This is a genomic window from Colwellia marinimaniae, from assembly GCF_002207865.1.
GTDB classification, from domain to species: Bacteria; Pseudomonadota; Gammaproteobacteria; order Enterobacterales; family Alteromonadaceae; genus Colwellia; species Colwellia marinimaniae.
This window is the reverse complement of sequence record NZ_BDQM01000004.1, coordinates 173129-198424: the sequence shown is the minus strand read 5'-3', so window position 1 is coordinate 198424 and position 25296 is coordinate 173129. Positions and strand designations below refer to the sequence as shown.

At 39.7% G+C, this 25296-nt stretch carries 23 protein-coding genes; 6 read left to right on the top strand and 17 right to left on the bottom strand.

Annotated elements, in window-relative coordinates; all coding sequences use genetic code 11:
* Nucleotides 1-132: 132 nt before the first annotated feature.
* Together MTCD1_RS04410 and MTCD1_RS04405 are read right to left on the bottom strand one after the other, a co-directional pair.
* A complete protein-coding gene (locus MTCD1_RS04410) occupies nt 133-2646 on the bottom strand; it encodes an ABC transporter permease (RefSeq protein ID WP_057181116.1) in 2514 nt (837 codons plus the stop codon).
* Nucleotides 2636-3349, bottom strand: coding sequence for an ABC transporter ATP-binding protein (locus MTCD1_RS04405; protein WP_057181117.1), 714 nt, complete (start codon nt 3347-3349; stop codon nt 2636-2638). The genes MTCD1_RS04410 and MTCD1_RS04405 overlap by 11 nt, the downstream gene beginning before the upstream one ends.
* Between MTCD1_RS04405 and MTCD1_RS04400 the strand changes: the two genes are divergently transcribed.
* Both MTCD1_RS04400 and MTCD1_RS04395 read left to right on the top strand, forming a co-directional pair.
* Nucleotides 3348-3968 (top strand): arylesterase, encoded by a 621-nt coding sequence (locus tag MTCD1_RS04400; RefSeq protein WP_057181118.1) that lies wholly within the window; start codon nt 3348-3350, stop codon nt 3966-3968. The genes MTCD1_RS04405 and MTCD1_RS04400 overlap by 2 nt on opposite strands.
* A gap of 371 nt (nt 3969-4339) precedes the next feature.
* Entirely contained in the window at nt 4340-5926 is a 1587-nt protein-coding gene (locus MTCD1_RS04395; RefSeq protein WP_057181119.1) for a cation:proton antiporter domain-containing protein, read from the top strand.
* Nucleotides 5927-6411: 485 nt separating this feature from the next.
* Here MTCD1_RS04395 and MTCD1_RS04390 read toward each other — a convergent pair whose 3' ends face one another.
* The 13 genes from MTCD1_RS04390 to yceD all read right to left on the bottom strand — a co-directional run bounded on the left by MTCD1_RS04390 (nt 6412) and on the right by yceD (nt 16818).
* Nucleotides 6412-7179, bottom strand: a complete 768-nt coding sequence (locus tag MTCD1_RS04390; RefSeq protein ID WP_057181120.1) for a TatD family hydrolase — start codon at nt 7177-7179, stop codon at nt 6412-6414.
* Nucleotides 7180-7257: 78 nt separating this feature from the next.
* Entirely contained in the window at nt 7258-7584 is a 327-nt protein-coding gene (locus MTCD1_RS04385) for a PilZ domain-containing protein (protein WP_057181121.1), read from the bottom strand.
* Nucleotides 7585-7593: 9 nt separating this feature from the next.
* Nucleotides 7594-8595 (bottom strand): DNA polymerase III delta subunit-related protein, encoded by a 1002-nt coding sequence (locus MTCD1_RS04380; RefSeq protein ID WP_057181122.1) that lies wholly within the window; start codon nt 8593-8595, stop codon nt 7594-7596.
* Between the two features lie 9 nt (nt 8596-8604).
* The gene (gene tmk, locus MTCD1_RS04375; protein WP_057181123.1) at nt 8605-9243 is read right to left on the bottom strand and encodes a dTMP kinase; all 639 of its coding nucleotides are present in this window, start codon (nt 9241-9243) and stop codon (nt 8605-8607) included.
* A gap of 54 nt (nt 9244-9297) precedes the next feature.
* Nucleotides 9298-10332, bottom strand: coding sequence for an endolytic transglycosylase MltG (gene mltG, locus MTCD1_RS04370; protein ID WP_057181124.1), 1035 nt, complete (start codon nt 10330-10332; stop codon nt 9298-9300).
* 47 nt (nt 10333-10379) lie between these two features.
* A complete protein-coding gene (gene pabC / locus MTCD1_RS04365; protein WP_057181125.1) occupies nt 10380-11186 on the bottom strand; it encodes an aminodeoxychorismate lyase in 807 nt (268 codons plus the stop codon).
* A gap of 123 nt (nt 11187-11309) precedes the next feature.
* Complete coding sequence (gene fabF, locus MTCD1_RS04360; RefSeq protein ID WP_057181126.1) at nt 11310-12548, bottom strand: beta-ketoacyl-ACP synthase II; 1239 nt, start codon at nt 12546-12548, stop codon at nt 11310-11312.
* A gap of 156 nt (nt 12549-12704) precedes the next feature.
* Nucleotides 12705-12938 (bottom strand): acyl carrier protein, encoded by a 234-nt coding sequence (gene acpP / locus MTCD1_RS04355; RefSeq protein WP_011043112.1) that lies wholly within the window; start codon nt 12936-12938, stop codon nt 12705-12707.
* A gap of 158 nt (nt 12939-13096) precedes the next feature.
* Entirely contained in the window at nt 13097-13843 is a 747-nt protein-coding gene (gene fabG, locus MTCD1_RS04350) for a 3-oxoacyl-ACP reductase FabG (RefSeq protein WP_057181127.1), read from the bottom strand.
* 124 nt (nt 13844-13967) lie between these two features.
* On the bottom strand, nt 13968-14906 hold the full coding sequence (gene fabD, locus MTCD1_RS04345; RefSeq protein WP_057181128.1) for an ACP S-malonyltransferase: 939 nt from the start codon (nt 14904-14906) through the stop codon (nt 13968-13970).
* Nucleotides 14907-14997: 91 nt separating this feature from the next.
* Nucleotides 14998-16047 carry a phosphate acyltransferase PlsX gene (gene plsX / locus MTCD1_RS04340; protein WP_082606502.1) on the bottom strand — a complete coding sequence of 350 codons (1050 nt, stop codon included), beginning with the start codon at nt 16045-16047 and terminating at the stop codon, nt 14998-15000.
* A 39-nt stretch (nt 16048-16086) separates the two neighbouring features.
* The gene (gene rpmF, locus MTCD1_RS04335) at nt 16087-16257 is read right to left on the bottom strand and encodes a 50S ribosomal protein L32 (RefSeq protein WP_057181129.1); all 171 of its coding nucleotides are present in this window, start codon (nt 16255-16257) and stop codon (nt 16087-16089) included.
* Between the two features lie 48 nt (nt 16258-16305).
* Nucleotides 16306-16818, bottom strand: coding sequence for a 23S rRNA accumulation protein YceD (gene yceD / locus MTCD1_RS04330; RefSeq protein ID WP_057181130.1), 513 nt, complete (start codon nt 16816-16818; stop codon nt 16306-16308).
* 193 nt (nt 16819-17011) lie between these two features.
* Between yceD and MTCD1_RS04325 the strand changes: the two genes are divergently transcribed.
* Nucleotides 17012-17611 carry a Maf family protein gene (locus MTCD1_RS04325; protein WP_057181131.1) on the top strand — a complete coding sequence of 200 codons (600 nt, stop codon included), beginning with the start codon at nt 17012-17014 and terminating at the stop codon, nt 17609-17611.
* A gap of 166 nt (nt 17612-17777) precedes the next feature.
* On the opposite strand, the gene MTCD1_RS04320 is transcribed toward MTCD1_RS04325, so the two are convergent.
* Together MTCD1_RS04320 and rluC are read right to left on the bottom strand one after the other, a co-directional pair.
* Nucleotides 17778-18431 carry an HAD-IA family hydrolase gene (locus MTCD1_RS04320; protein ID WP_057181132.1) on the bottom strand — a complete coding sequence of 218 codons (654 nt, stop codon included), beginning with the start codon at nt 18429-18431 and terminating at the stop codon, nt 17778-17780.
* Between the two features lie 5 nt (nt 18432-18436).
* Entirely contained in the window at nt 18437-19519 is a 1083-nt protein-coding gene (gene rluC / locus MTCD1_RS04315) for a 23S rRNA pseudouridine(955/2504/2580) synthase RluC (protein WP_082606503.1), read from the bottom strand.
* Nucleotides 19520-20209: 690 nt separating this feature from the next.
* Between rluC and rne the strand changes: the two genes are divergently transcribed.
* The 3 genes from rne to MTCD1_RS04300 all read left to right on the top strand — a co-directional run bounded on the left by rne (nt 20210) and on the right by MTCD1_RS04300 (nt 25159).
* Entirely contained in the window at nt 20210-23323 is a 3114-nt protein-coding gene (gene rne / locus MTCD1_RS04310; protein ID WP_057181133.1) for a ribonuclease E, read from the top strand.
* A 367-nt stretch (nt 23324-23690) separates the two neighbouring features.
* Nucleotides 23691-24122: a DUF4339 domain-containing protein gene (locus MTCD1_RS04305; RefSeq protein ID WP_057181134.1), complete on the top strand. Its 432-nt coding sequence runs from the start codon at nt 23691-23693 to the stop codon at nt 24120-24122.
* A gap of 83 nt (nt 24123-24205) precedes the next feature.
* Nucleotides 24206-25159 (top strand): DUF4339 domain-containing protein, encoded by a 954-nt coding sequence (locus MTCD1_RS04300; protein ID WP_057181135.1) that lies wholly within the window; start codon nt 24206-24208, stop codon nt 25157-25159.
* Nucleotides 25160-25296 lie beyond the last annotated feature (137 nt).

Below are 25296 nucleotides of genomic sequence, written 5' to 3'. Positions count from 1 at the left end.
CTACACTAGATTACTTGTGTTTAAGCTCAAGTAATCAATTCGTTATGCCTCAACGGTGCAATACTCCCCGCTAGCCTTTACCCTTTATTTAGACTTTGCGGCCCCATCATAAACAGGGACCGTTATCGGTAATTAGCCAAGCTTCCTTAACAATCCTTGGGTGTTTTGCCTCATAGTATGGGCTACCATAAAGTAACCTATGCTCGAAACAAATAATGCGCCACTTAACGGTCCTAACAGCCATATATAAGGGTGAAGGCGCCCTGCGACATCAAAGAGTTGCTGTTGAATGACCAATAAAGCAATATCACTCACTATGGCGGCAACTAGGCCGGCAATGCCACCTAACAGCATAAATTCATAAAGTGTCGCCAATTTAATTAAACGGCCTTTAGCACCTAGGGTACGTAATATCACCATTTCTTCCATGCGCTCTGCCAAGCTTGCTTGCACCTGAGAAACAAGCACTAAAGCACCACTGACTAACACTATCGATAAAACAAAGCCTATCGCTAAAGACACTTGGGCGATAATTGCTTGTGCCTGTTCAATTTGAGACTTAATATCAATCATACTTATCGTTGGGTAGCGCTGTAACAGCTGGCTAATCGCTTTGGTATCACTGTCATGCAATTTAGCGGCACTAAAGTAAGTTACCGGGACTTTACCGGCCATATTGGGGCTTAAGATCATAACAAAATTAGGTTTGAGTGTACCCCAATCAACTTTCCTAAAACTAGTGACTTTGGCGTTTATCACCTGTTCATTAACCAACAGTGTAATCGTATCACCAAGTTCTAGCCCTAGAACGTCTTGCCAACCATCAAAGACGGATACTTCAATATCATTACCGCCAGTAACTCCATAAGTGAACCATTGCCCTTCGGTTATTACATTGCCTTCAGGTAAGGACGCTAACCAAGTTAAATTGGGCTCTCTACTGACCCCTTTCTTGGCATTTTTATCTTTTTCTTCCCCTTCTTGTTTTGACACTCGACGGGCAAATTTTTCACCATTTACCGCATCAACTCTACCACTAAATACCGGATAGAAATCTTCATGGGCGATGTTATTATCGCGAAAGAATTGCTTAATAGGCGTAACCTGTTCTTCGGCTATATTGATGATGAACATATTAGGTGCATCGGCAGGAACTTGCATTTGCCAGTCGGTAATGATGTCATTTTTTAAGATAACTAAAAATAGCATCAGCTTAATAGCTAAAGCGAAACTGATCAGCTGAATGGCATTGGCATTGGCTCTTTTTTGTAACGTCGCTAGCGCTAAAGACCAACTAGACCCTGGTCTAAGTCCTAGCCGGCGACCAGCAGCAAATAATAACCGTGAGATGGCAAATAAAATCGCAATGATTAATAAAGTCGAAGCAAATAAAATTAAAGTAGTCATGATCTCACCACTAAATATCCACATCAACACAAAAATAGTCATCATTGAAAGAGCAATATGAATTCGACTGATGGCTAAGGTGTCCCCTAAATTACGGCGCAATACTCTCAGTGGTGGAATATCAAATAAATCTAACAAAGGTTTTAGTGAAAACATCAATGCGCAAACAAGGCCAATAAAAGCTGATAATAACCAAGGGCGAAAGCCCGCTTGTGGTAACTCAGTGCCCATAAAGCTTGCTAAATAATCTGCCCCTATAGTTTGCAAGACAAAACCTACCATTAAACCGGCAACAATGGAAAAAACGGTTACTAAACTTAGATGTAAAAGGAAAATATTGCGGATAACTTTACGGCTGCCACCTAGCGTTTTCATCATAGCGACGGGATCGTATTGACGTTCACAATAACGTTTAGCGGAAACTGCCATCGCTACGGCTGCCAGCATGATGCCAAATAAACCGGCCAATAATAAAAAGCGCTCGGCACGAACTATATTATTGCCTAACGGTGATTGTCTATCTTTAATCCCTTGCCAGGTTTGGTTACTTTTGAGTTGCGGTTTAAGCCAAGCATAATACTCACTTAACTGTTGTTCATTACCAGCAAACAGTAAACGGTGAAAGACCCGACTACCTGGTTGCACGGCTTGGGTAGTCGGAATGTCGGCATAGTTTAACAGCACACGTTTATTACCCGATAAAGAGAAAAACGGGGCATCGGGTTCTTTTACTAACACCTTGGTGACGTTAAAAAGTCCGGCACCCAACTCAATCTTATCGCCAACATTGACGTTAAGGGTATAAAACAAGCCTTCACTAAGCCAAATTGATCCAGCCTTGGGTCCAGTATCAACGTCATAAGCTGGGCTAGTAAGGTGGTCTTTAATGGTGATTTTCCCTCGCAGAGGGTAAGAGCCAGTTATTGCTTTTACTGAGCTTAAAACCAATTCATCATTGGCAAACAACATAGAATCAAAATACAGCATCTCTGCCGTTGCCAGTCCAAATTTATTCGCTTGCGTTAGTAGCTGTGGCTCAAATGCATGATTGCTCGATAAGCGGCGATCGCTGGCAATAAAATCACTACTTTTCTGCGCTAAGTTTAAAGAAATTCGCTCGGTAATTGCCGATAAACTAAAGACAGTAAGTACTGCCAGAGCAATTGCTGCAAAGATAATAGTTAGTTCACCACGGCGCAGTTCCCGAGAGAATAACTTAAAAGCCAGTTTAACCCACATTGGCAGCTCCCCCTTCACTGATTTTTTCCAGTTGGCCACCTTCAATATGTATAATACGCTGGCACTTTTTTGCTAATTGTTCATCGTGAGTGACCAGTACTAACGTAGTACCGTTCTGCTTATTTAAATCAAAGAGTAGGTTTTCGATCAGCTGACCATTTTTACGATCTAGATTCGCTGACGGCTCATCGGCAAACAGTATTTTAGGGGAGCCAATAAAGGCTCGGGCAATGGCAACTCTTTGCTGCTCTCCACCAGACAATTGTGAAGGATAGTGGGCAAACCGATGTGAAAGTCCAACCTTGTCCAGCAGTTCAACCGCCTGTGCTTTAGCATCATGATCACCGGCAAGCTCCGCGGGTAACATGACATTTTCCAGAGCGGTTAAACTTTGCACCAACATAAAGGATTGAAAGACAAAACCAATTTTATCTGCTCTTAACCGAGCACGTGCCTCTTCATCGAGGGTACTTAAGGCTTCACCATCGAGATGAATTTCACCTTGACTAGCAACATCTAGTCCAGCCAATAAACTAAGCAAGGTAGATTTACCCGAGCCGGAAGCGCCAACAATAGCAACTGACTCCCCTGACTTGACAGAAAAGTTTATATCGCTAAGGATAGTGAGGCTGCCTTCAAGTGTGTTAACACGCTTAGTAAGGCCTGACACTTGAATAACATTTAACTGAGAAAGTACTGACATGACACGCTATTTCCTAAAATCTATTATTATCTTAATGTTGACAAACCTGGCATTTACTAGCCAAGCAAACGACAAAATTTTACTTATTGGTGACAGCTTAAGCGCTGGCTATGGGCTTGAGCAAGCACAAGCATGGGTTCATTTGTTACAAAATAAATACCTAGAAAAAAACCAGCCCATCACCGTCATTAATACCGCCATAAGTGGGCAAACTACCGATAACGCCTTATTGAAAATTGATGCTTGGCTTAAAGCTCATCAACCTAGTCATGTATTGATTGAGCTTGGTGGCAATGATGGCATTAGAGGTTTTCCAGTGAAATTACTGCAGAAGCATTTAAGCCAACTCGTCACGATAAGTCAACAACATGGTGCAAAAGTTGCCTTAATGGAGATTCATATCCCGCCAAACTTAGGCCCAAGATACGGTAAAATGTTTACTGACAGTTATCGTAAAGTAGCTAAACAAACAGGTGCTTACCTTATGCCCTATTTTATGACAGCTGTTGCTGTTGATGCTTCGTTAATGCTAAATGATAATTTACACCCTAACGCCAAAGCTCAACCAATTATCCGTGATTTTATGTATAGTGAGATTAATAAGTGGCTAGCAGACTAAGTTAAACGATAATCAACAAAGATGTTATAAAACAAGCAGGTTTTCTAACACTCAACGTGACTAAGGTGCTTTTTAAATGGTTTTAATAGCCAATAACCTCTTTATTCTCCATGCCAATGCCAGACCCAGCCCATCATCTGCCCGTTAACAATAATCAATACTCATCAAAAATTGCTAATTCCTTAATTAGATTGGTATAAGGGGTTGTTTTTAAGGTAAACTTCTCTTCAAGACAGTGGCTGTTGCGAAGGTATGTTCTAATAAAAGTCACTGCTGCTTGCTGTATAGATGTCAACCTATTACCTGCATAATGTGCAAAACAATCTATAACCTTTTCCGCTCAGTAAACCAACTTAAATTAGAGTAATGCTATGGACTTTATCTGGATACTTTTCGCATTTATCTGCGGCTTGGCAGCAAAAACCACCTCACTTCCCCCCTCAATAGGTTACCTTGCTGCTGGTTTCATCTTAAATATCGCTGGTTATCAAGCCGATGAAAGCTTAAGTATATTAAGTGATTTAGGTATCACCATCATGCTCTTTACCATAGGTTTAAAGCTGAACGTGACCAACCTATTCAAAACCGAAGTTTGGTTGGGTTGCTCTTTACACACCTTAGTTTGGATGGTTGTTACCATAACCTTTGTCAAGATACTCGCGCTCATGTCGGTGAGTTACTTCAGTGACTTAGACTTAATGACTGCGGCGTTAATTGCTTTTGCCTTAAGTTTTAGCAGCACAGTTTGCGTGATAAAATTATTAGAAGAAAATGGTGAAATGCGTACTCGCCACGGTAAATTAGCGGTCAGTATACTGGTTATTCAAGATATTGTCGCCGTTGTCTTTTTAGTTGTCGCTACCGGTAAAATGCCATCGCTTTGGGCTTTTGCTCTACTGGGTTTATTTCTAATAAAACCTATTATTAATAGGATTATTAGCCATGTTGGCCATGGTGAATTAATGCCTTTAATGGGCTTTTTTCTCGCGCTAGGTAGCTATGAATTATTTGAGCTAGTTAACATTAAAGGTGACTTAGGCGCACTACTGGTCGGCATGTTCTTAGCCTCCCATGTTAAAGCGACTGAAATTAATAAAGCCTTAATGAGTTTTAAAGATATCTTTTTAATAGGCTTCTTTTTATCGATTGGCTTTACTGCGGTGCCGACACTAGAGATGCTAGGTTTAGCGAGTTTATTAGTGCTGTTGATCCCGATTAAGTTTGTGCTGTTTTATGGCATTTTCAGCCTATTAAAAATGCGTTGCCGTAGTGCCTTCCTTAGTGCCCTAGCTTTAAGTAACTATAGTGAGTTTGGCTTAATTGTTGGCGCATTAAGCGTGACCGCTGGTTGGCTTAGTAATGATTGGCTAGTGATCCTAGCATTAAGTGTATCTATCTCCTTTATTTTAACCAATATCATTTATCGCTTTGCCCACACACTCTTTGCTAAATATAGAGGTTTTTTATCAAAATTTGAGCGCCAAGTTAAACTCGAAGAGGACATTTTTTGTCAACCCTGTCAGCGCCCTATAGTTATCATCGGCATGGGCCGTGTTGGCATCGGCGCTTATCAAGCCATTAATAGCCATAGTACTAGCTCTGCATGGGGCTTAGATGCTGATAAAGAAAAAATAACCTGGTTAACAAACAAAGGGGTCGAAGCTTATTATGGTGATGCTGAGGATATTCATTTTTGGGAAAGTATTGATCTTTCACGACTTCAATTAGTCTTGCTGGCGCTACCCTCGGTACAAGATGCCATCAGTATTACTGCCCAGTTAAAGGCAGCAAATTATCAAGGGAAAATTGCGGCTGTTGCCCGCTATGATGATGAACGTTTACAACTGGAAGAATTTGGTATTGATAAAGTGTTTAACTTTTATACCGATGCTGGGGTCGGTTTTGCTGAGGAAAGTTTAGCTTTATTACCTAAAAGCAAGGTGATAACAACTAACTGATGATAACCGCTGGCTGCGATTATTATCAGTTAGTAACGATAAATCTCTGCTAAAATAGCCGTCCTAAGAGGCTAAGAACGCAAGGGTTTTATCCGCGGTAAAAGCTGTGATAAAACGCTATTACCACGGTTAATATCCGCTATTAAAAATCAATTAAAAAAGCATAACATCAATGTAAGACATTGTTTTAGTTTGATAAAATAAATACATACAGAAACATTCGCTATTTAAAAAACATCCACTACACTTAGTTACACAAGCTTAGCATGAAGTAAGATTTTCCTGCTAAGAGGTTAGTAAATAGGATTACACCACCTAGTTTATTTTTGTTTTTGTTTTTGTTTTTATCTTGGTTATCAGGTTATGGTTAATTAGCGCACGGCTCAAACCCCTTGAGCCAATCTTTGAGCCCAAACTATATGTTTGGGCCTTTTTTTATCTAAATTTTAGCAAGCTATCAATTGATTCAAGGTGCTAAAATACCATTAAAGCTTAAAGAGGCGATTAAAATTATCACTAGAAAGCTGGGCTATTTTTTCAACCGACTGACCTCGAATACTGGCTAAATGTTTAGCGACTTCGACCACAAAGGCTGGTTGGTTTTCTTTACCTCGATAAGGTACCGGGGCAAGATATGGCGCATCTGTTTCAATTAAGAATTTATCATCGGGTACTAAGGCGGCAACTTCTCTTAATGCGCTGGCATTTTTAAAGGTCACTATGCCTGAAAACGAAATATAAAAACCTAATGCTATTGCTTGTTCAGCCATATCCCAGCTTTCCGTAAAGCAATGTAGAATACCACCGACCTGCTCTGCTCCTTCACTGCGTAATAACGCTAAAGTATCTTCTTGTGCGGCTCGGGTATGAATAATAAGTGGCTTATTTAATTGCTTGGCAACGTGAATATGTTTTTTAAAGGAATCAAGCTGCAGCGCTTTAGTCTCTGGTGCGTAGTGATAATCCAAGCCAGTTTCACCAATGGCGATAACTCGCTCATTTTTACTTAAGGCTAATAGCTGCTCAGGACTAATTTCATCTTCTTGATTTAAAGGGTGAGCACCACAGGTAAGTAAGACGTTATCATAATGAGCCGTTTTTGCTGCCATTTCAGGGAAATCAGCTAACGTTACGCTGACACAAAGTATTTTATCTACTTTAGCCGCTTTGGCCGCCTGGATAACATTATCCAGATTATCATCATAAAGGGATAAGTTAAGGCGATCTAAATGACAATGGGAATCTATAAACAACGAGGAACTCCTGTGCTTTAAAAGTGTTAAGCGGTTATAATTTTTGTCACTACTTCATTTTGTGACAAGAAAACCAAGCTACATAGTTAGCGTAGGCTCGGAAGAATTTAAGTGTCGAGCAATGATTTGCTCAATTTGATGGCGTATTTTTTCTGGATCTTTAACAAAAGTAATACCTACACCAGGGGGGGTACCGTTTTGCGCGCCAATGGGGGTCAACCAGCAAACTTCACCATGAACGACCGACTCTTCTAACGCATCGGGCAGCAATATGTGTAACTCAACTTCATCACCTAGCTCATATTGGCGTGGTGTACGAACAAAAACCCCACCTTCTTTAAGAAAAGGCATAAAGGCAAGATATAGATCACGCTCTGAATGAAACTCTATGTTTAGTGGAACCAAGTTGGTCTCCTATGTCGATGGTCTAACGATATCATTTATCGTCATAAGTAGCTGTGCACCAACGTATTGTCGATTAGCTTGTGTAAAAGACTTTATCAGTTTATTACTACTGATGATAGCTTGATATATTTGATTAAGCATCTGTATTGAAATTTCTTTATTAACCACAAGATTAGTCTGCTCAGGGTCTTTAACAAGATAATATTGTCTTACTAGATTGCAGGTTATCTTTTCTAACCAACGTAAAGCGTGAATATTATCAACCAGCTGATTAAGTAAGTCACTTTCACTTTTTCCATGATTTAAGTAAGCTAGAAAGCATTGATTAAAGTGTTGAAACGCTTGAAAAACATCCTCGTCAGTTAATTCTGCTAGTTGGGATAAATTAACAAAAGCATTAGCATTTATGCCGCTGTTCATGGCTGAGTCATTACGAACTTGCGTGTTTTCATGCAGCGATGTTTTGAGTTGTGCCAGCAAGGCTTCTCCTACCATAGGCCTAATAGTATATATTGCGCATCGACTAATTATGGTCGGTAATAAACTATCCAGATCATCGGTGATTAAGACAATATAACTGTTAGCACTTGGCTCCTCTAAGGTTTTTAATAAAGCATTGCTCGCAGCAACCGTCATTATTTGAGCTTGAGGAATTAAAATGGTTTTCACCACACCAAGGTGAGCTGTTTTTTCTAGGAAAGCATTACCGCGGCGAATATCATCAACCCCTAAGGTTTTATTTTCACTGGTTAATAATAAGTGATCAGGATAGCTTTTACTTTTTCTCAGTAAACAAGCTTTACATTGCCCACAGGCTAGGTTGATAACCTCGCCAGTCACTGCATCATTGCTTGATAGTGGCGCTTGGCAAATTAGCAGCTCAATGAGCCACTGTGCCAATGCCTCTGTGCCCGAACCGGTTATACCTTGTAATAGTATGGCATGAGCCAAGGTTTGTTGTTGATATTGTTGACTTAATTGTCTTTGCTTTTCCCGGCAAATTGGTAACATATTCGCGCTCTAATCCAAGTCTGTTGCAGCGATAAACTCAATAACCACTTTTTCTATATCCTGATGCACTTGCACCATGGTTTGCGCCGCATCAATGGTAATAATTGCTTTATCTTGTGCGGCTAGCTCTCGATATTTATTATGAACTCGGATAAAGAAATCCATTTGCTCTAATTCAATACGGTCTAAATTCCCCCGAGCTTTAGCACGAGATAAACCAATATGTGGGTCTATATCTAAATAGAGGGTGATATCAGGGCGAAAGCCTTTTAACGTTATATCACTAATGGTATCCATGATGCTTTGCTCAAAACCTCGACCACCACCTTGGTATGCACGTGAACTCAAGTCATGCCTATCACCTATTACCCACTTTCCTGCAGCTAAAGCAGGCAGTATTTTGTTGGCAAGTAATTGACTACGACTGGCATACATAAGTAACAGCTCTGTTTCAACGGTGAGCTTTTCTTGATGCTCTACCGATTTCACCATGTCACGCAGGGCTTCAGCTAAAGGTGTGCCACCTGGCTCTCTGGTATTAATATACGCTATACCCTGTTTATTTAGGATACTTTCAATAACAGCAATCGCCGAGGATTTACCTGCGCCTTCCATGCCTTCAATGACAATAAATTTTCCTGTAGACATACTTGAGCTTTACCTTGGGTCAGTTATTTTTTATATTAAATTATGGGGTAATGACTAGTTAACAATATTATTACTTTTGCTCTGCTGTTTTTTTCTTTGTTTTTTCCGGTAATCCCTATAAGCGCGATTATGCTCAGCCAAGGTTTTACTAAAAACATGTTTGCCGTTAGCATCACTAACAAAGTATAGGTAATCACTAGTCGCTGGGTTTAGTGTCGCTTTTAAAGCTGACAAACCAGTCATTGCAATAGGTGTTGGTGGTAAACCATGAATCCGATAGGTATTATACAGGGTTTTTTCTCGTAAATGGGCTCGCGTAATATCACCTTTATAACGTTCCCCTAAGCCATAAATCACCGTAGGGTCGGTTTGTAAACGCATTTTTTTGCGTAATCGATTAACAAAAACAGAGGATATAACAGCTTGCTCGGCAACATAGCTGGTTTCCTTTTCAATGATGGAAGCCATAATCAACGCTTGATAAGGTGTGCTATAAGGCAGATTTTCTGCTCTATTTTTCCAGAGAAGATTTAGCTGTGTCTGCATATTGGCATAAGCACGTTTCAATAACATGATATCTAAGGTATCGGCAGTAAAGGCGTAGGTATCGGGAAATAACCAACCTTCGGGGTTTGCTGAATCGATGCCAACTTTTACCGCTATTTCACTGAGCGTATCACCTTGAATGCTTTTTTTAATATAAGGGTGCTCTGCCAGAATAACTACCGCATCTTGAAAACGAGTGCCTTCAATAAAAGTCACCGTGAATTGGTGTTCTTTACCCTTAACCAACTGGACTAATAATTGCGCTAAAGTAGTACCTTTAGTGACCAGATAGGTACCGGCCTTAATATTGGCTTTGTGCGGAAATAATCGGCCATAAGTTCTCAGCCAAAAACGGTTAGTTAACCATTGTTGCTGCTCTAACTGCTTAGCAAAAGAGCTGATTGAGCTACCGGGCTTTACTTTTAAAAAGCTATCGTTTTCAAGCGCTAGTGGCGTAGATAATGCTTTATCAAATTGGTAAAGCAAGGTTCCCGCGGTAGCCAACAATATTAATAGCATAAAAATAATAAGATTTCTAAGCACACATTTTTCCTTAACAGGTAATAAATTATCTAACCACTAAAAAAGCGTCAGATAAAGTCTTTCATTTCGTTTTGCAGCTGTAATACCGCATCCATAGTCAGTAGGTTATTATTGTACGTTTTTACCGGCACTATGCCCATTAAAGAATTACAGATAAACATTGCTGGTGCTTGTTTAAGCTCGACTAACTTAGTATGGCAGACTTTGATCTGCGGATATTTAGCCAAAATGGCCTGTCTAATAATACCATCAACACCGGATGTTGATAAATCTGGCGTGCATAAGTGCCCATCTAACCAATAGAATAAATTTGAACTGGTTACCTCAATCACCTCACCAAGGTAATTAGTCACAATAAGATCATCTTCAATACGTTCATCAAGCTCAGCCCTAAATAACACTTGCTCGAGTCTATTAAGGTGCTTTAATCCGGCAAGCATTGGGCTAATAGAGATCTGTTGCTTACTATCGCCTAAGTTAATTCCTTGCTGGGCTAACGCGGTATAATGGCTAGGAAAATCAGAGATCATGATAATAACATTGCTGGCATTATCGTTTAGCCCTATTCTTGAATACCCTCTGCCACCACTGCCGGCAGTAATTATCACTTTTAATACCGCCAGCGGATAAGCCCTAGCAAGCGATTGCAATTGTGCCGTTAACTTGGCCATGAATGGAACTTGCAGCTTTAATTGCTGGCAACCTAGGGTTAATCGCTCTATATGCTTGTTCAGTAATACTATTTCGCCATTGACAATTTTTGCCGTGGTGAATATGCCATCACCGTAGGCTAATCCGCGTTCTGTTACCGCTATTTCTGTTTGTTGTTGACCATTTACCGAGCAATATTTCATATTTTATCTTAATAATATTAATTATTGACATAAAAAAGCCTGAAGACTTCCCCCTAAGTAGGGGTTAGTATTCAGGCTTACTCATTTTTTTTCAAGTAATTTAACTTAGTTTGACTCGCTTAGCTAAATTTTCTTAAAGATCAAAGAGCCGTTAGTACCGCCAAAGCCAAAAGAGTTACAAAGCACATATTCCAGTTTAACATCACGTGCAGCACCGGCAATATAATCTAAATCACAACCTTCGCCTGGGTTATCTAAGTTTATCGTTGGTGGCACTTGATTATTCATCAGTGCTTGAATACTAAAAATAGCTTCAACAGCGCCAGCAGCACCTAATAAATGCCCAGTCATTGATTTAGTAGAGCCCATCATGACCTTGTGCGCACTGTTACCAAAGACTTTTTTAACGGCATTGGTTTCGGCAATATCACCCGTGGGTGTCGAAGTACCATGGGCATTGATATAGCCAATTTTACTGATATCAATTTTTGCATCATTAATCGCATTTTGCATAGCACGCGCGGCACCCTCACCACTTTCAGGCGGTGAAGTCATATGATAAGCATCACCACTCATGCCAAAACCGACCAGCTCAGCATAAATTTTTGCGCCACGCGCTTTGGCATGTTCATATTCTTCAATAACGATAATACCAGCACCATCACCAAGCACAAAACCATCTCTGTCTTTATCCCAAGGACGCGATGCAGCCTCAGGGTCGTCATTGCGACGAGATAAAGCCCGTGCAGCACCAAAACCGCCCATACCTAGAGACGTAGACGCTTTTTCAGCACCACCGGCCACCATAACATCGGCATCACCATAGGCAATCATACGAGCCGCATGACCGATATTATGCACACCACTAGTACAGGCTGTGGTAATAGCAATATTAGGGCCTTGCAAGCCAAACATAATAGATATGTGACCGGCAATCATATTAATGATGGTTGAAGGTACAAAAAAGGGCGATAACTTACGGGGATTACCTTGGGCTTTTAATAGCTTATTATGGTTTTGTTCAATTAAACCTAAACCACCAATACCAGAGCCAACAGCAACACCAATACGAGGAGCATTTTGCTCGGTAACTTCTAGGCCAGAATCTTTAAAAGCTTGCACACCCGCAGCAACACCATATTGAATGAATAAATCCATTTTTTTGGCTTCTTTGCGCTCCATATAATTTTGCGCATCAAAATCTTTTATTAAACCAGCAAACTTAGTTGGATAATCTGTGGTATCAAAATAATCAATATTACCTATACCACTTTTGCCAAGTAGTAATTTTTCCCATGTTTCTTCTGCTGTGTTGGCTAATGGGCTAAGCATGCCAATGCCTGTAACTACTATACGTCTCATAACAGAGCGGCCTCCGAAAAATTAATTGTATTAGCCAAATGAACACTTAAATTGGCTAATACCGTCATCTTAGACATAAAAAAAAGCGGTCACTTACAATTAAGTATACCGCTTTTAATATTTTACTAAGCTCGATTATATCGAACTTATTAACAATTACTGGTTAGCAGTAACGTAATCGATTGCTGCTTGAACTGTAGTGATTTTTTCAGCTTCTTCGTCAGGAATTTCAGTATCAAATTCTTCTTCTAACGCCATAACTAATTCTACAGTGTCTAATGAATCAGCACCTAAGTCATCAACAAATGATGAATCAATTTTAACTTCTGCTTCACTAACACCTAGTTGTTCAACGGTGATTTTTTTTACGCGTTCTTCGATATTACTCATTTTATTTCCTTTACTGAAAGTGCATTTTTTCAAATTGGGTGTAGTGTATTCGTCAACAGCTTGCCATGCAAGCATCTAATTCACTTTTTTATCTGGTCTAACCTGTTGAAGTATTGAAAAATATTATTTAAAACTATCTAAGCCTTAATAAATAAGGCTTAGATCATATACATACCACCATTGACGTGAATAGTTTCACCGGTCACATATGCGGCTGCATCAGATGCTAAGAAGGCTACCGTGCTAGCAATTTCTTCTGGCTTACCTAAACGCTTTGCCGGTACTTGAGAGAAAATGCCCTCTTTTTGCTCATCCGTAAGTGTTTTTGTCATATCCGTATCAATAAAACCTGGTGAAACAGTATTGACGGTTATGCCACGTGAAGCCACTTCACGTGCCAATGCTTTAGTAAAACCTAATAAGCCAGCTTTAGCCGCAGCATAGTTGACTTGACCGGCATTACCCATAGTACCCACAACCGAGCCTATATTAATAATACGGCCCGTGCGTTTCTTCATCATTGGACGAATAGCGGCTTTACTTACTTTAAAGACCGACGTTAGGTTTGTATCGATAACATCTTGCCACTCGTCATTTTTCATACGTATAAACAAGTTATCACGGGTAATGCCAGCATTATTGACTAAAATATCAATTGCCCCATGTGCTGCTTTAATCGCAGCATACATTGCACTGATCGATTCATCACTGGTCACGTTGAGCACTAGACCCATACCAGTACCATTATTGGCAGTTAAGTACTCAGTAATGTTATTTGCGCCAGTTTCTGAAGTAGCAGTACCAATGACCGTTGCACCAAGTGCTTGTAATTGTACTGCTATAGCTTTACCAATACCGCGGCTCGCGCCAGTTACTAAAGCAACTTTACCTTCTAATGAAAACATATTTTACCTACTATTTTTATTTTATAACGTTAACTTGCTGAATAAGATAACGAGTTCTTTACTTTAATTCATTTACTAACTTGATGTGATGGTTTGAATTATAACATTAAGTTATTATTTAAATTCACTTATTCAGTAGTTCTTTTGCTTGTTGTAAAGTGTCAATAGTGTTGAAACTAACACTTTTTATTGATTTATTAATACGCTTATTTAAGCCCTGTAGTACTTTACCAGGACCCACTTCAACCATTTTATCAATGCCCTCATTTGTTAGCAGACAAATAGTTTCGCGCCAACGAACGGGGGAGTATAATTGCTTAACTAAAGCGGCTTTGATTGCTTTACTACTTGTTTCTTTAGCAACATCAACATTATTAACCACATTAATGAGTGGCACGTTAAAGCTGATTTTATCTAGTTCAATAGCCAACTTAGTCGCGGCATCACTCATTAACGCACAGTGTGATGGCACGCTTACCGGTAGCGGTAAAACCCGTTTAGCACCTGCCGCTTTACATAGCTCGGTGGCACGCTCAACGGCTTCTTTATGGCCAGCAATAACCACTTGTCCAGGGGAATTAAAATTCACCGCGGCAACGACTTGCGTTTGCTTTGCCGCTGCACAGGCCTTAATCGTTTCTTCATCGCCTAAACCAATGACCGCAGCCATGGCGCCAACACCAGATGGTACACAGGCTTGCATGAATTCACCACGTTTTTCCACCAGTACTACCGCGGCACTTAAGGTAAAAACACCCGCACAAACCAAGGCTGAATATTCACCTAAACTGTGGCCGGCCATGACCTCAGGAATCACCTCAGACTCTGCTTGCCAAACTCGCCATAGGGCGACACTGGCGGTTAGCAATGCTGGCTGGGTAAAATTGGTCTGATTTAGTTTTTCTACTGGACCTTGAGCAACTAATTGCCATAAGTCATAACCCAATGCGGTAGAGGCTTCGGCAAAGGTTGCTTGTACTATAGTGTTTTCTGAAAAGTCACTGAGCATGGCGACAGTTTGAGAACCCTGCCCTGGAAATATGAAGGCTAATTTATTGTGCATATTGATACTCTATTTAAGTGCTATTTAATGAAGAAGATTATTTATTATTGAAGCTGAAGTTGTCAATTTTTCTAAAAGTGACGCTGAATCATTATCGAGCAGATAAACCCTGCTCTAAAGAGTTTTTGATTTTTTCAGGTACTTGCCTTTCAACTTCTTTAACGGCTTCCATAATTGCGGCATAAAAAGCCTCGATATTGGCATTACCATGACTCTTTACCACAATCCCGCGTAATCCTATCAAACTTGCGCCATTGTACTGGTCGGGGTTCATGGTTTTAAAGAGTTTTTTAAAGCTAGGCTTTAACAAAGAACCAAACACCTTAGCCACTAAGCTAGCATTAAAAGCCGCTTTTGATTTCTCATAGACTAACCGAGCGACACCTTCACACGTTTTTAGTGCAACATTACCAACAAAGCCATCACAGACAATGACATCCGCTTTATTGGAAAAAATATCACAGCCTTCAATAAAACCGATGTAGTTAATATCTTCATCTTTACTTAATTCAAGAGCGGCAAGTTTTATATGGTCGCTACCCTTAATGGCTTCTTCACCCATATTAAGCAAGGCAATGCGCGGCTTACTAATGCCATCGACTTGTTCTGCCATGACGGAGCCCATAACACCAAACTGGTATAATACATGTGAATCACAAAAGACATTGGCACCTAAATCAAGCATAAAGACATGTTTATCGTCATCGTGAGTCGGTAAAGATGAAATAAGTGCTGGACGATCGACCCCAGGTAAGGTCTTCAAGACAAAGTGTGCCATAGAAAAGAGTGCACCGGTATTTCCAGCACTGACACAAGCTTGTGCACGCCCTTCATTAACTAGGTCGAGAGATTTACGCATGGATGAGTCTTTTTTGCTACGTAACGCCACAATGGGTTTATCGGTCATGGTGACGACTTGTGACGTGGCAAAAAGACTTAATTGCTTATGATTGGCAAATTTTTCTTTAGAAATATTAAGACGGGCAAGCGTTTCTGTAATGATGATTTCATCACCACAAAGTATGAGGTGCAAGTTAGGCTGATTTTTTATCGCCATGATTGCTGAAGAAAGTGTTATAAAGGGGCCTTGATCGCCCCCCATAACATCTAACGCTATGGTTAGATTAGTATTTAAGCTCAAGCGAAAAGCCTAAACTATTTACTATAACGAAGTAATCGCTTAAACAGCGATTACTTTAACGCCTTTGTAAAAGCCATCATCAGTGATATGGTGACGACGATGCGTTTCACCTGATACTGGATCTACTGATAAGTTTTCTGGTGTAACTGCATCATGTGAACGGCGCATGCCACGTCTTGAACGAGACTTTTTGCTTTTTTGAACTGCCATGAGTTTCTCCTAAATCGGTTATTAGTTAAAGGGCTTTATGCTTATTAACTACTTGAATTGTTTTAATACATCAAATGGATTTGGCTTCTCAAGCTCTTCTGGCAATTCACCCCAAACTGAATCAGCATCAGCTGCACAGTCTTGAATGTTATGCCGTGGAATTAATGGAATAATGAGCATAAACTCTTCTTCTATTAATTCGCGTAAGTTTACTTCACCATTTTCATCTAATTCTATTACGTCATAATATGACGGAATTTTTTCAGCGGCTTCCTCATCTTTGGCCGGACTAAAAGTAAAATCTACTTTAAGTGCATGGTCAAAATTTTCGTTACACCGCTGACAAGTTAATGCAACTAATGTCGAAGCCGTACCTGACATTACTGTCAAACCACGTTCATCGACATTAAACTTAACACTAACTTTGACATCCTCGCTTCCGCTTTCGCATTCAGCAAGTAGTCGAGTCATATCTGACAATTTATACTCACCTTCACACACAAGTCTGCGCTGTGCACTACGGGATGGGCTAATTGTTATTGGAAGTTTAAGATTCTGCATAAGGCGCGCATAATATAGTCCCTATAGGCAAGTGTCAAAAGAAAATTGCACTATTTTGTTTAAAAGCTCAAGATAGAACCAATAATAGCAATAATTGCCTAAAAACTGTTTATTTAGCCAACATTTGTGCTCTAAGTAAACAATTGCGTAACTATAGCTATTCCTCTCGTTATTCCCATTTTAAAGGCTAAATATGAAAACCTTAGTACTCGGCTCAACCTCTCCATTTCGTAAAACCATTTTAGCAAAGCTGCAAATACCATTTCACTGCGCAAAGCCTGCTATTGATGAGAGTGCACAACAAGATGAATCACCGCAAGTTTTAGTTAAACGCCTGGCCATTGAAAAAGCAAAAGCGGTTAGCGCAGACTACCCAAAGGCGTTAATTATTGGTTCAGATCAGGTAGCTGTCTGTGAAGGCGAGATTATAGGTAAACCCCATAACTTCGACAATGCGGTTAGACAATTAACTAAATTTAGCGGCAAAACTATTATTTTTTATACTGGCTTATGCGTTTATGACAGTGAAAAGGATAACACACTTGCTTTAGTCGAGCCTTTTACCGTGCACTTTAAGCAATTAAGCCAAGCAGACATTAAAAACTACCTGCATGCAGAGCAGCCTTATAACTGCGCTGGCAGCTTTAAGAGTGAGGGGTTAGGGATATGTTTATTTAGCAAGCTTGAAGGTGATGATCCTAACACCTTAATAGGCTTACCTTTGATTAAGCTAGTTGCCTTATTGAAACAACAGGGTATTGATGTATTAGCGGAGCAGCATAAAACCAGCTGATATAATGGAATACCAAGGCAGTACTCTTCAATGTACTGCCTTGGTATTTTTCGCACTATGGAGGCATCATTGTGCAGGCAATAACTGGCTATCATTGGTAATAGCAACACACATAGATAGCGTAATGGCTTGTTGAGTCACTTTACTTAGCACGAGTTGAGGTTATTTACACTGGCAATAATAACGGTTGCAACTCTGCTAGCGAGTCAACAATAGCTTTAGGCTGATAGCGACTTAATGTTGCTCTATCATGGACACCTAACGTTATACCAATGCTGTCAACCCCTGCCGCTTGCGCCATTTGCATATCGTAGTGAGTATCACCAATCATAACCGCGTGTTCAGGTAATACATTTAACTCGGCCAATAGACTCAATATCATTTGCGGATCTGGCTTTGAGCGCATTTCATCGGCACAGCGTAAAGCATGAAAGAAGTGCTCAGTATCACTTTCAGATAAAACACGCTGTAGACCTTGACGTCCTTTTCCTGTTGCTACGGCAAGCAACTTATTATTATCCTTAAGAGCCGTTAACAGTGACAGTGCATTATCAAATAAAGGTGTAGGGGGATTATCACCTTCGACATATTGGTATTTATATTGCTTAAGCATAGCCTTCAGTTGCCCTTGAGAGCCCAAGGGGAATAAAATAGCAAGAGCTTTAGGTAAACTTAAACCTATAATGTCTTTTACTTGTATTGCTGTTGGTATGTCTAATTGACAATGATGTGCTGCCGCTTGCATTGAAACAACAATGCGCGCAATCGAGTCCATCAAGGTACCATCCCAATCAAATATAATTAATTTATACTCAGGCATATACGTTATTCTTTAACCAATTTAGCTAACAATCTTTCTAAACTTGGCTCAAGCGGCGCTTCAATTTTCATGCGTTGCTCGGTTTTAGGATGAGTAAACTCTATACTGGCAGCATGTAAGAATAAACGTTTTAAGCCCTTACTTTTCATCTCTTCATCAAACCCTTCATGACCATATTTGGCATCCATGGCAATGGAATGGCCACTCACTTGACAATGAACACGTATTTGATGGGTTCTGCCTGTGACAGGAAAAGCCCTAATTAAGGTAGCACCTCGATAACGCTCTAACACCCTAAAACGTGTTTCACACTCTTTACCCGCTTGATTATCAACGACAACAACACGTTCACCGGACTTTAAGTCATTTTTCTTTAATGCGGCAGTCACTCGGGTTAACTTGGTTGGCCAATGCCCTTTCACCAAAGCATGATAGAATTTTTGTACATCTTTATTACGTAACTGTTCATGTAAATGCCGTAAGGCCGAACGTTTTTTGGCAACAACTAAGCAGCCAGACGTATCTCTATCTAACCTATGTACTAACTCTAACATGCGCGCATCAGGTCTTAATGCACGTAATGCTTCGATTAAACCAAAACTCAAACCACTGCCGCCATGTACGGCCATACCTGAAGGTTTATTGATAACAATTAATCTGTCATCTTCAAACAATATTTGTTTCTCTAAATTGGCAACAATAGTTAATCCAGTAGAGACCGCATCTTTTTGTTCAGAAACTCTAATAGGGGCAATGCGTACTTCATCATTAAGTACTAATTTGTAAAGAGGCTTGATGCGTTTTTTATTTATCCTAATCTCGCCCTTACGCATTAAACGATAAAGGTGACTTTTGGGCACGCCTTTGAGTGTTCTTAATAAGAAGTTATCAATACGTTGTCCCGCATCTTCACTATCTATGGTGATGTAGCGTACTTTAGGTCTTTCGGCTTCAACAGTACTCTTAACTTGAGTGCTATTTTCAGCAGTTACTTTTTGATGTTGATGCTTTTTATCAACTGAGCGATGTTGAGAGCTTGCTTTGTTTTTATGCACGTGATTGGCTTTTTTGCTATTAATTTCTTTCATAACGGCAGTTTAACACATTTTTTTTCGCTTATAATGCAATTAAAATAGCTTTTTATTGGCTAAAATCAAAAGATAGTGGGATACTTAAAGGGTTATTAGTTGATATATAACGCTAACACCGTATTAAGCCGCCCTATGAAAAAACTAACATTAGGCTAATCAACGTAACATTTAACCCTAGAAGCTTTAAAGAGAGACGTAAGAGGCAAATTGCGGCCACATTATTATGCGAATTCTATTTTGTTAACTGTACCATTATGACGGTAACAAGCGTAAATAAGACATATTAATAGTACGGCCTATTGTATAAATTGACACAGGTAGTTATCAGTTTTGTAAACTTAACCGCGGTAGATTGTCATAAAAGCAAAAACAGTTTTAACAATTTGATTTTAAAATGTTATTAGCCCAGCACCATAAAGCAATTATTATAAAATAATACCAATGCGAATTAAGCTGGTATTTTGCACAGCACACCAGCTGAGCACATAAAGAAATAAATTAACATTGCCTACTTTAATTACGGCAGTGATATTGAATAACAATCAGAATTTATAACAGCTTGACCTGGTTTTATGACAGGTTAACCGTGACAACCGTGAGGCTGACAATTTGCTGTTATCAGAAAAACAGATTGCTTTATGTCCTAAGCAAATGATGTGTTGTGACTAAAAATGAGTCCGACAAACTATGAAACGTATGTTAATTAACGCTACCCAATCAGAAGAATTGCGCGTAGCACTAGTAGATGGCCAAAAACTTTACGATTTGGATATTGAAAGTCCTGGACATGAACAAAAAAAATCTAATATATATAAAGCAAAAATCACCCGTATTGAGCCTTCTTTAGAAGCTGCTTTTGTTGATTATGGCGCTGACCGCCATGGTTTCTTACCAATGAAAGAAATTGCGCGTGAATACTTCCCTAAAGGCTATACCTTTCAAGGTCGCCCTAACATTAAAGAAGTCTTGCGCGAAGGCCAAGAGGTTATTGTTCAAATAGATAAAGAAGAACGTGGCCAAAAAGGTGCCGCGCTTACTACCTTTATAAGCCTCGCCGGTAGCTATTTAGTATTAATGCCAAATAATCCTCGTGCTGGTGGTATCTCACGCCGCATTGAAGGTGATGAAAGAACCGAATTAAAAGCGTCTTTAAATAAGTTAGAATTACCTAAAGGCATGGGCTTAATTGTCAGAACCGCTGGCGTTGGCAAAGATTATGACGAATTAGCATGGGATCTCAGTGTCCTTTTACATCACTGGCAAGCAATCAGTGACGCCGGAAAAACTCGCCCGGCACCTTTCTTAATTCACCAAGAAACAAACCTTATTTTACGCGCCATTCGAGACTATTTACGCCGTGATATTGGTGAAGTATTGATTGATCGCCCTAAAACCTTTGAAAGTGTTAAAAAGCACATCGAGGTGGTTCGCCCTGATTTCTTAAGTAAAATAAAACTTTATACCAGTGATGTACCTTTATTTACTCATTACCAAATTGAAACACAAATTGAAACGGCTTTTCAACGTGAAGTACGCCTACCTTCTGGTGGTTCAATCGTAATTGACCCGACCGAAGCCATGACTTCCATTGATATCAACTCAGCTAGAGCCACTAAGGGTAGTGACATTGAAGAGACGGCTTTCAATACCAATTTGGAAGCGGCTGAAGAGATTGCTCGTCAGCTACGTTTACGTGATTTGGGTGGTTTAATCGTTATTGACTTTATCGATATGACACCCGTTCGACACCAACGTGAAGTAGAAAATAGAATGCGTGATTCAGTTCACCAGGACAGAGCCCGCATTCAATTAGGTAAGATCTCTCGTTTTGGCTTATTAGAAATGTCTCGTCAACGTTTACGTCCGTCAATTGGTGAAACAAGCCAAGGGGTATGTCCTCGTTGTAGTGGTACCGGTCATGTACGTGGTGTTGAGTCTTTAGCGTTATCGATATTACGCTTAATGGAAGAAGAAGCCATTAAAGATAATACCTTACAGGTACAAGCACAAGTGCCAGTACCTGTTGCTACTTATTTATTAAATGAAAAGCGCCGTTCAGTGATGCATATTGAAAAGCATCATAATGTCAGGGTTTTAATCATTCCTAATCCACATATGGATACCCCGCAATACGAAGTACTGCGTGTTAAAACTGATGAAACTGTCGAAGAAGCAAGTTATGAATTACCGGTAAAACAAGCTGAAATTGAAGAAGCTAAAATGCCTAAATTTGATAAAGTGACGGCAAAACGTGATGAACCCTTAATTCAAGGCATGACAACACCAACACCTGCCCCACGACCAAGTGACTTAAGCAAAAAAGCTGAACAAACAAAGACAGAAAAGCAAGAAAATCCTAAGGGATTATTTGCTTGGTTAAAGGGACTTTTTGTTACTGAAAAAGTAGCTGAAGAAGTTAAAGATGTAAAAGATGTAAAAGAAAGTAACACCAGTGATAAGCCTAGACGTTCGCAAAGTAGACGTGAGAATCAACAAGGTAAGCGTCGTAATAGTCGTAGCGGTAATCGTAATCGCATCGAACAAAATGATCGCAACGAGGACAATTCTTCGACTCGCTCAACCAGTAATAGCAGTGAAGCAAGAAATACCCGTTCCACTCGTGATGACGAACTGAATAAGCCGAAGAGACAAGCGCGTAAGAATGACAATCTAGATAAAGATAAAGTTGTTAAAGAAGATAAAGTCACTGAGCGTCGTCAACGTAGAACTAGTCGCAAAAAAATACGTATTGAAATACCTAGTAAAGCTATTGATAGCGCTGAACAATCAACCTCAGTTAAAGTTATTGAGACTGAACAATCAACCGCAGTTAAAGTTATTGAGACTGAACAGCTTAATAATCCTGTGGCAGAAAGCGAAGCAAAACATGATGACCGACCACGAAATAGACGTTCACCTAGACACCTAAGAGCAAATGGACAACGTCGTCGTCGTAATAGTGAAAACAGTGCTGAAACTGCAGCGCAAGAGCAGCCATTAACCAGTGAAACTTTGACTGTCGATGAATCAGTAGAAGCGCGTTACCCTGCTACTGCTAATCCTGTTACGGCAGAAATGGCCGCACAGTCTGAAGTAGAGACGTCCTCAACTGAAGTCGATAAAGCAACATCTGATGAAGTTGTTAAAGATGAAGTCGTTGCAGCAGTGACAACACCGACAATTGAATCTACTGTTGAAGAGCCGTTAGCAAGCGCAGCAGTAATTGCTGCGCCGCAAGCCAAAGAAGACACGTCAACAACTGAGGTTGCGGAGCCAGTAACAGAAGTTCAACAAGAGTTACCTTTAGAGCAAAAAGAAGATATTACTGCAACTAAAGAAACGTTAACGGCAACCACCGCAGACGTTGACGAAACTAAAGTAACCTCAGTAGTGACAAATCAAACGGCTGAAGTTGTTGAGCAACAAAGCGAAGATATTGTCACTCCGGTAGCTATTGACACTGAAACCGCTAATACCGACAGCAAAGTTCAAGAAGAAAAGGTTGAGACGGTGCCAGTTGAAAAAGTTGAAAAACCGGCTACTACGACTAAAAAAGCAGCCCCGGTGACAAAGAAATCGGCACCTAAGGATAAAAAGCTAGCCAGGCAAGTTAAAAAAGCAAATCGCCTTTCTGGCCATGCCACGGCGCCTATGACAAAAACGGAAACTATCACCACCATTAAAGAAATTCCGACTAGCTTTATGGCCGATAGTGAGCGACTCGCTCATCAGTCATCAGGCAGAACGGCTATAACGGCTGATGTAGTAAACCGTAGCGCTGCGCAGGCAACTAAGCCGTAAAGCACACCTAACTTAACGTTTAAAGCCAGTTATAAAATAATATAACTGGCTTTTTTTTGTCTAAATCCCAGCTACTTTATCAATGAATATGAGGAGTAGTCATCTACTCGACCTAAGCTAAATCACCCAACAAGCTAACTCTGGAAAGATATACCAAGTTGATTAAGTTCTTTCCCACTCAGCGAGAAATTTCATCAAATTGGTATTATACAAACAATAACTTAGCATTAACAAATAGCTTGACTGTTGCTCTAGGCTAACGTTAAATGGTGAATAGTTGTCGGCCAGCTGTTAATAAATTAGATAGGTCATTATTGTTACCTAGTTAAGAGTAAGGTAACGAATATAAAAGAGAGTAATAATTATTATGAAAAAATGGTTTTTTTCTGACAATGGAGAAGTAACTGGCCCTTTAGCATTAAAAGAGTCAAACGAATTTATTTCTAAAAATCCTGACTTATATGCTTGGCATCCTTCTTATACTCATTGGGTTCCGGTTAGTTGTATTAATGAATTTGAAACATCAGTCACGCCCCCTCCTCCGCCAGTAGCCATCCCCAATGATCTTATTGATGATTTAATTGGCGAAGAAAAAGAATTAATAACAACCTTAGAACGTATAGATAAAACAATTAAAATCACTTCCGACTCTTTATATGAAATAGATACCGAATTAGATAATTATAGCACTATTGCCCATAATTTAACGGAAGAAGTTAGAGTGGTCGTTAAGACAATTGAAGAGCAGTACGCCGCTTTACAAAAGAACCTAGCTAACGTAATTAAAGCTGATTACTAATGACTTCAGCATATTTAACTAACAGTTAACCAGTGAATCCGATTCATCATAAACACTAAAGTTAACAGATAAGAGTATTTACTATGAAAAAATGGTTTTTTTCAAATAATGGCGAAATTACTGCCCCCTTAGATTTAGATGCAGCAAAAGATTATTTAGCCACTAACCCTAATGTCTATGGCTGGCATCCTTCATTTAATCAATGGAAGCCAGTCAATTGTATTAGTGAATTTGTCGATGTACTTCCGCCAACAGTACAAGCGCCATTAATACCAAAAGAAATTTCTGATCAGTTTTTAGCTAAAAAGCAGCGCTTAGAAGGAAAATTAACCTCCATTGACGATAGTATTAATCACAGCCAGTCATCTTTAGCTAAGTTTGAACAACAAATTGCCAGCTATAAAGACTTGACCAAAAATTTAAATGATGATGTTAAAGGTGCTATCGATAACATCGAGAAGAAGTACAAAAATTTAAGCCGTAAGCTATCTCAGGTTAAAGACGCGGTACATATTGCGGAAACAGAAATGTCAGCCGTGGTTGATGATTTTACCCATAGAATGAGCTCGAATGATATCTTCATGCCCTCTTGTACTCCAAGTACAGCAATACTACAAGAGCAGGAAAACAACTTGTTAGCAGACAATGCCCAAGGAAGCAAAGCCAAGCTTGCGCAAGAAATATTAGCTACCCCTCATCAGCGTGTTGAACCCAACGAAGCAAAGCTTGAGGAAACACCGGTTGCAATAAAAGAGTCCGTAAAAACTCAGGCTAAACAAGAAGCTAAAAAAGTCACTAAAAAACCGGCTAAAAAAGTAGAAAAAACGGCAAGCCAATCACCTTTATATGACTCCTACGAAGCCAGTCAATCGCCTAAAGACAGTTTCAATGGTATGAAAAATATGATGAAATCGGTATTTAAAGGTGACAGTAAAATAGAGAAAGAAGTAAAAACTGTCAATGTAGATGCGAATAAAGCTAAAGAAGAACCACTATCAATGGCTGAACGTTTAAAAATAGCTCAAAACAACCAATAAAATCGTTACTGCTATCGCAATTAATAATCTTTTAAACGACATACATAAAAAGCCAGTCATTATTTATAATGACTGGCTTTTTTAATGGTGGTTATCTCACCCTCAGAGTAGCTATACCCTTAGTGCTTTTGCTGGTA